This window comes from Spirosoma sp. 48-14 (genome assembly GCF_001898575.1).
Classification (GTDB): Bacteria; Bacteroidota; Bacteroidia; order Cytophagales; family Spirosomataceae; genus Spirosoma.
The window spans coordinates 1-12,894 of sequence record NZ_MKUD01000003.1 but is presented as its reverse complement, the minus strand read 5'-3'; the positions used below and the strand labels follow the sequence as shown (position 1 = coordinate 12,894).

The 12,894-nt window shown below is 48.7% G+C and carries 10 protein-coding genes; 6 read left to right on the top strand and 4 right to left on the bottom strand.

The window, feature by feature from the left end:
• Nucleotides 1–43: 43 nt before the first annotated feature.
• Nucleotides 44–1,867, bottom strand: coding sequence for a helix-turn-helix transcriptional regulator (locus BGO59_RS04480; RefSeq protein ID WP_293681212.1), 1,824 nt, complete (start codon nt 1,865–1,867; stop codon nt 44–46).
• A gap of 416 nt (nt 1,868–2,283) precedes the next feature.
• Between BGO59_RS04480 and BGO59_RS04475 the strand changes: the two genes are divergently transcribed.
• Nucleotides 2,284–4,020: a hypothetical protein gene (locus BGO59_RS04475; RefSeq protein ID WP_293681209.1), complete on the top strand. Its 1,737-nt coding sequence runs from the start codon at nt 2,284–2,286 to the stop codon at nt 4,018–4,020.
• A 119-nt stretch (nt 4,021–4,139) separates the two neighbouring features.
• On the opposite strand, the gene BGO59_RS04470 is transcribed toward BGO59_RS04475, so the two are convergent.
• The gene (locus tag BGO59_RS04470; protein ID WP_293681206.1) at nt 4,140–4,541 is read right to left on the bottom strand and encodes a hypothetical protein; all 402 of its coding nucleotides are present in this window, start codon (nt 4,539–4,541) and stop codon (nt 4,140–4,142) included.
• 212 nt (nt 4,542–4,753) lie between these two features.
• Here BGO59_RS04470 and pgeF point away from each other — a divergent pair, with 212 nt between their 5' ends.
• Complete coding sequence (gene pgeF, locus BGO59_RS04465) at nt 4,754–5,524, top strand: peptidoglycan editing factor PgeF (protein ID WP_293681203.1); 771 nt, start codon at nt 4,754–4,756, stop codon at nt 5,522–5,524.
• Between the two features lie 81 nt (nt 5,525–5,605).
• Entirely contained in the window at nt 5,606–5,848 is a 243-nt protein-coding gene (locus BGO59_RS04460; RefSeq protein ID WP_020595199.1) for a GlsB/YeaQ/YmgE family stress response membrane protein, read from the top strand.
• Nucleotides 5,849–5,924: 76 nt separating this feature from the next.
• Here the strand turns inward: BGO59_RS04460 and BGO59_RS04455 are convergent, their stop codons facing one another.
• Nucleotides 5,925–7,064: an acyl-CoA dehydrogenase family protein gene (locus BGO59_RS04455; protein ID WP_293681195.1), complete on the bottom strand. Its 1,140-nt coding sequence runs from the start codon at nt 7,062–7,064 to the stop codon at nt 5,925–5,927.
• A 363-nt stretch (nt 7,065–7,427) separates the two neighbouring features.
• On the opposite strand from BGO59_RS04455, the gene BGO59_RS04450 reads away from it, so the two are divergent.
• Nucleotides 7,428–8,759 carry a UDP-glucose/GDP-mannose dehydrogenase family protein gene (locus BGO59_RS04450; RefSeq protein ID WP_293681192.1) on the top strand — a complete coding sequence of 444 codons (1,332 nt, stop codon included), beginning with the start codon at nt 7,428–7,430 and terminating at the stop codon, nt 8,757–8,759.
• A gap of 244 nt (nt 8,760–9,003) precedes the next feature.
• Nucleotides 9,004–9,984, top strand: coding sequence for a UDP-glucuronic acid decarboxylase family protein (locus BGO59_RS04445; protein ID WP_293681189.1), 981 nt, complete (start codon nt 9,004–9,006; stop codon nt 9,982–9,984).
• A gap of 129 nt (nt 9,985–10,113) precedes the next feature.
• Here the strand turns inward: BGO59_RS04445 and BGO59_RS04440 are convergent, their stop codons facing one another.
• Entirely contained in the window at nt 10,114–11,463 is a 1,350-nt protein-coding gene (locus BGO59_RS04440) for a sensor histidine kinase (RefSeq protein ID WP_293681186.1), read from the bottom strand.
• 289 nt (nt 11,464–11,752) lie between these two features.
• Between BGO59_RS04440 and BGO59_RS04435 the strand changes: the two genes are divergently transcribed.
• Nucleotides 11,753–12,508, top strand: a complete 756-nt coding sequence (locus BGO59_RS04435) for a hypothetical protein (protein ID WP_293681183.1) — start codon at nt 11,753–11,755, stop codon at nt 12,506–12,508.
• Nucleotides 12,509–12,894 lie beyond the last annotated feature (386 nt).

Here is a 12,894-nt window from a genome sequence, read left to right as displayed (position 1 = left end):
CTTGTCTTATAGTAAGTTGTCGGGCTGTGTTTAGCGAAGAAGCTTAAGCGTCGAGAAGTTCGTCCAGTTGTGATTGCCCGTCAATACCCAGGCGTCTGCGCAGTCGATATTTGGTGGTACGCACCGAACTGGGCGAAATACCCAACATACGGCTCATCTGGCGAGTATCGATCTTGAGTTTAGAAAGGGCCATTAACCGCTCTTCGGCTGGGGTCAGATTTTTGAACTGTGTGTGTAGTTGCGTGAAGAAGTAAGGAAATACCCGCTCGAAGCGTCGCCGGAATTCATCCCAGTCCTCATTGGTCAGCAGGCTGGCATTGAGCAGGTTGTGCTGCATATCGAGCATGATCTGGCTGGGTTCGCCAGCGGCCTGGGGAAGTCGTTCCAAATCAGCGTTGATGGTATCAATGAGCGTGTCTTTCTGGCGAAGGTTTTCGATAAAAACGGTTAAGTCCGTACGGGCCCGTTCCAGCTCATCAACGGCTCGTTGCTTTTCCAGTTGTAAACGTTTTTCCCGCTCAGTATTGGCGAGTGCTTCCTGCCGCCGTCGGCGCTGGGTAAGCTGATAGAGTCGGAAAAACAGCGCCGACGTAATGACCAGCATTGTGGCGATGGCCCACACCCGGAATTGCTGTTCGTCGTGCTTGGCTCGTAAGGCCGATACTTCCAGTTGGTGTTTCTGAATCAATAGCTTCTGCTCAACCAGCGAAATCTGCTCCGAATTGTAGCGTTTATTGATCTGTTCATCGAGCCGGGCCATGCTGTCGAGATACCAGTACGCTTTCGGCAGGTTGTTGACGGCCTGGTAATACTGACGAGCCACATCGCAGTAAAGACGTCGATAGTTTTCGTTTTTCAGATTTTCGCCAAACAGATCAGACCCCTGGTTACGCTGGTGAAATTTCGCCGACTCTCCCAGGAAATAAGCACAGCTATCTAGTTGATGCTGTAGCAGATACGCCCGGGCCAGGCTTAGAGTCGCCTGATCGGGCAGATTACCTTTTTCGGCATTCAGGTGGAGCGAATAATCGAATTTTAGGGCCGCAATAGCCAGCGGGAGCCGTTGCTGATGCAGGTAAATTTTAGACAGGTTGCCATATAGGTTGGCCTGGTTAGTTTGGTCTTTGTTAGCCTTCGCAACCTGTAGGGCCTTCTGAAAACTCTGTTCGGCTCGTTTTACATCGGATGGGTTCTGCAACTGGCTGATTTTCAAATACGCTAATCCTAGGGCGTTATGAACCTGGAGGGCCAGGCTTGGGTTGAACGCTGGGTAGCGGGCCGATTCCTGAAACATCTCAATCGCTTTGCCGTACTCCTTGAAGTGGTAATAGATGAGCCCGAGTTCATAGAGGTATCGGCTAATGGCGGGAACGGTTTCATAACCGATTTTTCGGAAGCGATTATTGGCCAATAGCAGGTACTCGAAAGCCTGGCCATAAGCCTCGGCCAAAAAATAGTATTCACCGGCAAAGTGTTCGCATACCCCGGTCATCTGTTCGTCGCCCTCCTGTTCGGCTTCCTGGGCTGCCTTCACAAATAGCTCGGCTTTTTGGGGGTTACTTAGTTTGTTGCCATTCTTGGTATATGAATCCCGAATGAAGCGGACATACCGTTTCAATTGCTGGTCTTTCACCTGACTGCCCAACGAGTCAAATTGGTCCAGCCATGTGAAAGCTACCCCCTGATTGGTTAGCGCTGTATAGCATGTATCAAAATAATTTAGGGTAATAACGACTCGCCTGGCCGGAGCAGCCTGGGCAAGCTGACGAAGAATGGGTTGAGAGGTAGTGTTCTCGGGGTGAAAATAAGTAAATATAACAAGTAGAATAGATAGGTTTTTTGATAACCTCAACGATACTCTTGCCATAAAATGGTGTGTATTGATTGTTAATTAACGTTGGGTAAAGCGCTATTTATTAAATGAATAGACTAAACTATCATATTCATTCAATAAATTGAAATGATTGCAAATGGTTGGACGCAAAATGGATCTGAAATGTGCAGGGAGCCAGCTATTGATGAAGTTGTTTTAACCGAAATAACGAAGTGCATTCATTCCGGAGCCCATTCACTGAATAGGTATTCATACAAATGGATTGTCTTTAAAGCTGTTTGCGTTAGTCATTTTACAGCTTTTACGAGTTAGGGTGAGGGTAGATTCTCAAATCTGCCCTCACCCTAACTCGTAAGCAACTGCTTAAGTATCAGTCGAAATCGGTTCGGTAGTTACTGCTGTTGGTTGGCCAAATTATATAATAGGATTATTCCCAATTTCCTCAAACCATGAACAAGAAAGGACTCTCAATGCCTGTCTATGTTGGTCTGATAAGCCTGAGTCTGCTTTTAGCTTGTCAGTCTACTCAGAACTCTACTGACAACCAGCCGATTGCACAGGTTATATGCCGAACGCTGCCAACCGATAAGGCTTGGTATACTTCAGGTCAGAAGGCGCCCTTATTCAATGGGTTGGGTAACCTGCATTTTCCCATCACTACCCGACGTAAGGACGCTCAGCGCTACTTCGATCAGGGGTTGATGCTGGCTGGCGGGTTCAATCATGCAGAGGCTGCCCGTTCATTTTATGAAGCGATCCGACTCGACTCCACCTGTGCGATGGCCTACTGGGGGTTTAGTTATGTGTTAGGGCCAAACTACAACGCGGGTATGGAATCGGATAATTATGATCGGGCTTATGCCGCTATTCAACAGGCTCTCAAGTACGCAGCCAGGGGTACCGATAAGGAAAAAGCACTGATTGCAGCCCTCGCCAAACGATATCCTGCACGGCCAGTTGTTGATCGTCGGCCGTATGATGTCGCGTATTCACAGGCTATGAAACAGGTGCATGAGCGTTTTCAGGCAGATGCGGATGTGGCGGCTCTCTATGCCGAATCGGTCATGGACCTGCATCCCTGGGATTTGTGGGAGAAAGATGGTCGGCCCAAGCCCTGGACGCCTGAGATCGTAGCCATCCTGGAGAATCTACTGACTCGCTATCCCGATCATAGTACGCTCCATCACTTATACATTCACGCGGTTGAGGCCTCATCAACGCCGGAACGCGGCCTGAAAAGTGCAGCTATTTTGAGTGAAGTAGCCCCTGGTTCCAGTCATCTGGTGCACATGCCATCCCATATCTACATCCGAACCGGCAAGTATCACGAAGGCTCCGTCAGCAATCAGAAAGCAGTAGCCGTTGATAGTGCGTATTTGATAGGGTGTTATGCACAGGGTATTTTTCCGCTATCCTATTTTCCTCATAACTACCATTTGTTAGCGGCTACAGCAACCCTGGAGGGCAACCGAAAATGGGCCATGCGATCGGCACGAAAGATGGCCGAGTATACCAAGAAGTCGTTGATGGCCGATTCGGGCTGGAGTATGCTTCAGCATTATTATACCATTCCATACCACGTAGCACTCAAGTTTACTGACTGGAACGAGGTGCTGGAACTGAGTAAAGCCGATACTGTTCGATTACCGTATCCAACCGCTATTCGGCATTATGCCCGCGGATTGGCCTTGCTAGGCAACCAGCAAACAGCGCAGGCAAAAGCTGAACTTCGGCAATTCGAGCGAGTCATGGCTGATCCGGGTATAGCAACGCTAACTACGGGGGGAATTAATCCGATGAGTGCTATACTGGCTATTGCTGAACGAGTATTGAGGGGCGAAATACTGGGGGCTGAAGGGAAACTGATGCCAGCTATAGTCTTACTGCGTGAGGCCGTTGCCCTGGAAGATAAACTGAATTACAACGAACCGCCTGATTGGTTCTTTTCAGTACGGCATAACTTGGGGGCTATGTTGCTGAAAGCGAAACGATACCCGGAAGCCGAAGCCGTTTACGGGGCCGATTTGAATATATTCCCGCGCAATGCCTGGGCGCTGGCTGGCTTGCATAAAGCACAGGTAAGTCAGCACCTAATGGCGAAAGCGCAACAAACGCAGACATTGCTGGCACAGGCTTCTGTGTGGGCCGATCGGGATATAAAAACAAAGCTGTTGAGTGGCTTGTAGGAATTGAGGCTAGTCAGGGAATTTCTGGCAGAAAACAGGGTAAACAAATTTAGCCCACATGCGAAGGAATTGTTCCTTCGCATGTGGGCTACTTACGGTGTTGGTGACTGAGAGTAACGTTATTGTATCGCAACGACCCGGTTCACGATAGACGGTTTGTGGGTTGATAGTTTGACCGCTTGCGTTGTGGTTTCTACACCATTAGTCACTTCCAGTTGATAAACACCGTCTTCCAGATCGGTCAGATTTAATTGAGTCCGGTAAATTTCCTCTTTTTTGCCCAGACGGTAGTTGTACAGAACACGGCCATCAGAGCTTTTCAGGCGGATATCAACCGGGCCGCCTTTTTCTTTATCGAGCGCAATATTCAGTTTACCACTGACCGTTGTGTAAATGCCGGTTTTAAACGTAGCAGCCTGAGCCGCTTTTTTGGTGCCTGGATTGGTTTCGGCAAACGTAGCAACTGTAGAAACAAGGCCCAGTGTAAGAGCTAAAGCGAAGGTTTTGACGAGCGTTTTCATTATAGTATGTTGTTTATGTTATGTTCTAAGCAGGTCGGGATCTTCCCGATTGGTGAAACAAAGATATATGCTGTGGATGGTACTATGTAATGCAAACTACTGGAGCGGTTTCCTAATTGGATGAGTGGTTAGAAAATAGGGCCGACTGAGCAAATGGCCCAGTTGGATTGCTGGTCGTTTGCTTGCAACTTTGTTGAGCAATCTGTCTGTATATGGCTTTATCCGTAGCGTATTCTGAAACTTCCTATCGTATTCCCACCGTATTTGCCGACGTAAAAAATCTCATTGCTGCCGAAAGTACCCGGCATGGTGGGGTTAGTCGGGCTCCGTTTGCCTCTCTCAATTTAGGGATTAACACCGCCGATCTGCCTGGCCATGTAGACGAAAATCGACGCCGTTTCTTTGCTGCTATCGATGCCAATGCCGACCAGTTGGCTTCGTCGTATCAGGTACATGGCACTGAGGTGTTGAATGCCAATGAAGCAGGGCGATACGAAGGCTATGATGCGCTGATCACCAATAAGCCGGGCATACTGGTTGGCGTTACGGTCGCCGACTGTGTACCCATCCTGATTTACGACGCCAAACAGCAGGCTGTAGCGGCTATTCATGCGGGCTGGCGCGGAACGGCCGGGCAGATCGTAACGAAAACGCTGGCACGAATGCAGACGGAGTTTGGTAGCAGGGGGGGCGATTGTTTTGCCTATATTGGAACCTGCATCGATGAATGCTCCTTTGAAGTCGGCCCCGAAGTAGCCAATCAGTTTGAACCAGCCTTTAAGCGCGAGGATGAGACAACGGGGAAATACTTTATCGATCTGAAAAAGGCCAACGCGCAACTGTTAATCAAGTTTGGTATTCCTGTAGCCCAGATCGAGATTTCTCCGTTTTCAACCGCTATCAACAATAACGACTATTTTTCCTACCGCGTCGAAAACGGCAACACCGGCCGGATGCTGGCCGTAATCGGGATAAAACTATAAACAACATGAACAAATCATTGAGTGCCTAGTTATATAGCTGTTTTAGTACAAATTACTAGTGTTCACTCAACGATAAAAGTCATGGGAATCTTAGTGTCAATTTTAGTTGGTGCCGTAGCCGGTTGGCTGGCCGACCTCGTGTTCAGACGGTTTTCGTTTTCCTTATTCGCTGAAATTCTACTGGGTATAGCCGGAGGATTTGTGGGCGGCTGGATTTTTGGCCGCGATGGCGGTATTATTGATCAGATTTTGACTGCCTTTGTAGGTGCCGTTATTATTTTGGGTATTGCTGCCCTCATTAAAGGCCGAAGCAGTACTGTATAGGAGGAAGAGAGATAGAAGAAAAGAGCCGGACAGAGACAGGGCATACGCCTTCCTCCGTTCGGCTCTTTTTCATTGTCTATTTCAGAATTTGCCTCGAAATCACTATTTTTTGTATTTCGCTGGTGCCTTCGCCGATGGTACATAGTTTGGCATCCCGGTAAAATTTCTCGACCGGAAAATCTTTTGTATAACCATACCCACCAAAGATCTGCACGGCTTCGTTGGCTACCCGGACGGCCGTTTCCGACGCAAATAACTTCGCCATGGCCGACTCTTTTGTAACAGGTTTGCCAGTGTCTTTCAAATCGGCAGCCTGATAGGTGAGTAATTTAGCCGCTTCGATGTCGGTTGCCATATCGGCCAGTTTAAAGCTGATTCCCTGAAAATTAGCGATGGGCTGCCCAAATTGTTCCCGCTCTTTAGCATAGGCCAAAGCCGCTTCGTAGGCTCCAGTAGCAATACCCAGGCTTAAAGCTGCTATCGAAATGCGGCCACCATCCAATACTTTCAACGACTGAACAAACCCATCACCCACTCCTCCTAAGCGCTGGCTGTCGGGAATGCGGCAATCCTGGAACAGCATTTCGGCGGTTTCGGAAGCGCGCATACCCAGCTTGTCTTCCTTACGGCCACCTGAAAAACCGGCTGTGCCTCGTTCTACAATGAAGGCTGTTGCATTATGTTGGGTATTGGGTGGGCCTGTGCGAGCTATGACCACGGCGACATCACTGCTTTTACCATGGGTGATAAAGTTTTTGGATCCGTTCAATACCCAATGGTCGCCATCCTGGGTGGCTGTGGTGCGCATATTGGCCGCATCAGAGCCCGTATTGGGCTCGGTTAGGCCCCAGGCACCCAGCCATTCTCCCGTTGCCAGGCGGGGCAGATAAGTTTGTTTCTGAGTCTCGTTACCAAACAGCAGGATATGATTGGTGCATAACGAATTGTGAGCAGCCATCGACAAGCCAACGGCTCCATCAACCCGCGACAGCTCAACAATAGCCGTTACGTATTCGCGATAGCCCAATCCTGACCCTCCATACTGAACTGGAACCAGCATTCCCATAAGCCCCTGTTCGCCCAATTGATGGAACAAATTGGATGGGAAATGCTGGTCGGCGTCCCATTGGCGACTATGTGGACGGATAAGCCGTTCACACAGTTCGCGAATGGACTGGGATATTAATTCTTGATTTTCTACAATTTCGTTCGTCATAAAAAAAAGCCGCCAGATGAAGCGATTAAGTAGAAATTTAGGGATAATATGGTACAAACACAAGCCTTTTTTAGAATAGTATTATTTGTTACTTATATGAATATTTGTAATCATTTTATATTATTTATATTTACTGTATATGTTTTTAATAAACTAAAAGATACTTTTTATTTTTTTATCGTGTCAAATTGACAATTCAAAAAACGAGGTTTTAAGCGATGAGTTATTTTGGTGAGCTAATTTGCCGATTAATCACTATTGGGTGAAGAATAGAGGTAGTTATTGAAAAACTCCTATTTTTGTGACAACGGACATCAACAAAACGTCTATAAAATCTTGTAAAAAAATTAGCTAACTATATTTATGAAATTAGCCGTTGTAGGAACCGGATACGTAGGTCTTGTTACTGGAACATGTTTTGCCGAAACGGGCAATCAGGTTACGTGTGTTGACATTGATAGCAGAAAAGTTGAGAAACTGAATAACGGGATTGTCCCCATTTATGAGCCAGGTCTCGAAACATTGTTCCACCGCAATGTTGAGGAGGGACGCTTGTCGTTCACGACTGACCTGGAAGAAGGGATCAAAGGGGCTGAAGTTATCTTCCTGGCCCTGCCAACCCCACCGGGCGAAGATGGTTCCGCCGATCTGAAGTATATTCTGAAAGTAGCCAGCGACTTAGGGCCGATCCTGAGTCAATATGCTGTTATTGTCGATAAGAGTACGGTTCCGGTCGGAACGGCTGAGAAAGTATACGCCCACATTGCTGATAACGCCAAGGTTGATTTTGATGTCGTTTCGAACCCCGAATTCCTGCGGGAAGGGGTGGCCGTCGAAGATTTTATGAAGCCCGATCGGGTGGTGATTGGTACCAAATCGGAGCGAGCCAAAGCGGTCATGAACAAACTGTATGCGCCATTGGTGCGTCAGGGCAACCCCGTTATTTTCATGGACGAGCGGTCGGCCGAAATGACCAAATATGCCGCCAACGCATTCCTGGCCACGAAAATTACCTTCATGAACGAAATCGCGAACCTGTGCGAACGTGCGGGGGCAAACGTCGATGATATTCGCCGGGGAATTGGTACCGACAGCCGGATTGGAAAGCGATTCCTGTTTGCCGGTATCGGTTATGGGGGTAGCTGCTTCCCTAAAGATGTGCAGGCACTGGCCAAAACAGCCAAGGATTTCGACTATGATTTCAAGGTATTGAAATCGGTTATGGAGGTGAACTACCAGCAGAAAACGAAGCTAATGCCAATCATCCTGAATCACTTCGGTGGCGATTTGAAGGGCAAAACCATTGCGGTCTGGGGGCTGGCGTTTAAACCGTATACCGACGATATTCGGGAAGCTCCTGCGCTGGATAACATCCGGGCGTTGCTGGATGCTGGTGCCAAAGTGACGGTGTATGATCCTGAGGCAATGGATAATGTTCGTGAGCAGATTGGTAATGCGGTTACCTATGCCCACACGCAATACGCTGCCCTCGACGATGCTGATGCCCTGGTGATTATTACCGAATGGCCGTTGTTCCGTACGCCCGATTTCGAGAAGATGAATTTGCTGCTGAAAAACAGAGTCATTTTCGACGGTCGTAACGTATATGAACTCGATCAGATTCGGGAGCAGAATTATACGTACTATTCCGTAGGGCGTGAACCGATTTTAGCACCCGTCGAGCAGAAGGTTTAACGGCTATTTAGCTAATTATACATCGCATACGGACGTATTCTTACTCAATCGTATGCGATGTATTCTATTTTTGTGTCAACTTTGATTGATCCCTCTGTTGCTGGGTATCGATTGGAGTATTTAAGTTTTACTTTCTTTAATTTTTTATAATACGAGTTTAAAGTAGTTGTGTGCAGGTAAATCGGTGTCTGTAGAGCAATCGACAGGTATGGGTCTATCCACTCATTTCACAAACCAGACTTTAATGAAGCGTGTACTGATCACCGGCGGGGCCGGATTTCTCGGATCGCACCTTTGCGATCGGTTTATTAAGGAAGGCTATCATGTGATTGCCATGGATAACCTCATCACCGGGGACATCCGCAACATCGAGCATTTATTCCACCTGCCCAATTTTGAGTTTTATCACCACGATGTATCCAAGTTTATCCATGTGCCGGGTCAACTGGATTACATTCTGCACTTTGCTTCACCAGCCAGCCCTATCGATTATCTTAAAATCCCCATCCAGACACTGAAAGTTGGGTCGCTGGGGATTCATAACTGTTTGGGGTTGGCGCGGGTTAAAAACGCCCGGGTGCTGATAGCGTCTACATCGGAAGTGTACGGCGATCCAACCGTTCACCCTCAGAATGAAGAGTACTGGGGTAATGTTAACCCAGTGGGGCCTCGGGGTGTGTACGACGAAGCGAAGCGGTTTCAGGAAGCCATGACCATGGCGTACCATACCTACCACGGACTGGAAACCCGTATCGTTCGGATTTTCAATACCTATGGTCCGCGTATGCGCCTGAACGACGGCCGGGTGTTGCCTGCATTCATTGGGCAGGCACTGCGGGGTGAAGACCTGACCGTTTTTGGCGATGGTAGTCAGACACGTTCATTCTGCTACGTTGACGATCTGGTCGAAGGAATCTATCGGTTGTTGCTGAGCGATTATGCTTACCCGGTCAACATCGGAAACCCATCCGAAATTACCATCAAGGAATTCGGTGAGGAAATTATCAAATTAACCGGAACGAGCCAGCGACTGATTTTTAAAGATCTGCCTAAGGACGATCCGAAGCAGCGCCAGCCCGATATAACCAAGGCAAAGGCCATTCTGGGTTGGGAGCCAAAAGTATCACGAGCTGAAGGGTTACGCATTACCTACGACTATTTCAAGAGCCTTCCCGAAGAGGAGTTGTACCGGGCGGCTTATCATCGTGAGTTTGTGAAGAAGTAACTGTACGGAGCCGACGATTCTTTGGCAGTGCCAGAAAAATTGCGTACTTTTACTTGAGTAACTGCTTTGGCAGTACACCTTTAGCTGTCTAATAAAAACCTGCGGGCCTTTGCGCGCAGGTTTTTTTTGTTACAATTCCGTGGCGATATTGGCCATAACGGATTGCGGCATCAACAAGGGGAGAGTGACTTGAAACCAGCCGTTCTGTTCCTCAATGCGTGGTGCGGGCTGATTTAACAGCTTGTATTTATCGGCAATATTCGACAGCCCCACACCGTTCGATTCGACCCGGATTGTTTTCCGTTGCAGGGTGTTTTCGACGACTAATTGCTGTTCTGTGGTTGTTCGGATACGGATATGGAGTGGCGTTTGGCGAAGCACAACGTTATGCTTGACCGCGTTTTCGACCAGTAGCTGGAGCGTCAGAGGAGGGAGTAAGGAGTCTTTGTAGCTTTCGTTAACATCGACGTCTAAACGAACCGAGCTACCAAACCGCGTTTTGAGCAGGTGGAAGTACGAGCTGATAAAACTCAACTCAACACCCAGAGTGGTCAGTTCTGCGTCGTTACTCCGTAACAAATAGCGGTACACCTTCGATAGCTCATCGACAAATTCGCCCGCCTGGCCCGGATTCTCATCGATTAGCGACGATAGGGTATTAAGGCCGTTGAACAGGAAGTGCGGATTAATCTGACTCTGCAAAGCCCGCATTTGCATCTCGGTCTTTTCCTGCTGCATTTTCTGTAAAGCCAGGTCGGCCTCCAGAAATTCGCGATGATGCTGCTCCCGTTCGCGTTCCAGTTCCTTCTCTACAACGGCTTTGTTGACGGCTTCCCGTCGGTGTCGATATGAAATGCCCAGCGAGAAAAAGATTAAGTCCAGCACAACACCCGTCTGGATAAACAGATCCGGATGCTGCCAGAATGGTAAATCAACACTGATGTTAGGCGAATGAATCAGCAGGATCGTTGTAATGGCGTGGTTGACTAATAAGGAAGCCGTACCCGCCACAAAGAAACGTGCGACCACATCTTTTGACCGGAAAAATGAGTACACGATGTAGGCGCCAACCGACAGCAGGGCAAAACGAACCGGCTGGAGCAGAATGGTATGGAGCTTGGTCTGCCAGAAATCCGTAAACAGGTAGATATAAGTCTTTACAACACAATAGGCGACCAGCAGCCCCTGCACAATAATGACCCAGCGAAGAAACCGGGGCCGATCTTTCAGGTTCAGAAAGATTTTGGCCAGTTCCAGGTAAAGGATGTAGCCGGAGTAGGAGAGAATCAGCTTATAGAAGTTGGAAATATTGTAGGGTAACGAGAAGTGGTTAATCGTGAAGTAGACCGCCCAAATCAGCGTATACACCGAATAAATACCATAGATACGTTCCCGGTACATAAACCATTGCACCGAATTGGCCAGCAACATGGCCAGTACCATGCCCAGAAAGAGCGGAGACCAGGCTTCGTACGTCATTAATTGACTCGTTGGTTTTCAAGAGGATAAACAAAGATACAAAAACCAGTCTGTATTCATTGATACCCGGCTAGTGAGCGGTTCATGCCGAGTAGGGTTGGTCAGTTAGACGGTCCGATGGGGAAGTCAATAGCTGTATCGTTCAGGTTGTAAGGCTGCTGTTTCAACTACCGTCCGTTACAGTTCAGGGGAGTCTTTTCTCAGTTCAGGCAGTGGTCTCTGGCCTACCGGGGGTGGGTTGTTGTAGGTTTGTATCGTTCCTTACGAAAACTAAAAACAACAACGACTAATGAAAACGACTACTCAATTGACTGCCCTGGCCGTGGCTATTTTTCTTTCGGCTTCTTCGGTACTGGCTCAGCAGCCGGTTCGTCGCACCGCAGCTAAACCAGCCGCCCGGCCTTATTCATCGGCTAGTCGCCCAGCAACCAGCACAACTACCCGACCAGCCGCTGCTCCGGCAACGGCACGCCCTCAGCAACAGCCGACACAGGCTCAGACTACTGCGCCTGCTCAGGAAACGCCGGTAGCTCGCCCGGCCGAAACGCGCCCGCAACCCGTAGCGCACTCAGCCCCGGCGCGGCCTCGCACGACGTATTCACGTGGACACAAGAATGTGTATGTGAACCTGGGCCTGGGTCTGGCAACGTACTACGGAGGTGGGTTCCCGGTGGGTGTATCAGTGGAAGCCGATGTGAAAAACAACTTTTCGGTTGGCGGCTCTATCGATTACTACCACTACAATTATTATTACTCCAGCGGGTATAACTTCATTTATTTCGGTGCCCGTGGGTCGTATCACCTGGGCGAAGCACTGAACGTGCAATCGAACAGCTTCGATCCATATATTGGTGCATCGCTGGGATTCCGGTATGCCGGTTCGGGCTACTCCGATTACTATTACTACTCGGGTGGCTATAACAGTGGCGTCTGGGTAGGGCTACACCTGGGTTCACGCTTTATGTTCAGCCCTAAAGTTGGCGCCTTTGCCGAAGTGGGTTATGGCGTTTCGGCCGTGAAATTGGGGCTAACCGCTAAATTTTAATCAATTAGTTTACCTTCCACTAAAAACCAAAAACAACAAAGACAATGACAACGACACGACAAATCCGTACAATTTTCAGCGCACAGCGTTCGCGCTTGCTGGGGATGGAGACGACAGTAATCCGCCCGACCCGGCGTACCTCTGTCTTCACAACCGGCCGATAGACTGTGCACAACCGATTGCAGCGTGGTAGCGCTTCTGCCCAACCCGGCGTATGACCAAACAATCGGTAAGCAATCCTTAAAACGCAGCGTAGGAGCTTCAATAGGGCTCCTACGCTGCGTTTTAAGGATTGCAGATGGCTCAGATTCCGTTGATGATTCGGGCGTAGATGTTGTTGAGCCGGTTCACATCATAGGTGCCCCCACTGTCATCGGCCACACTTA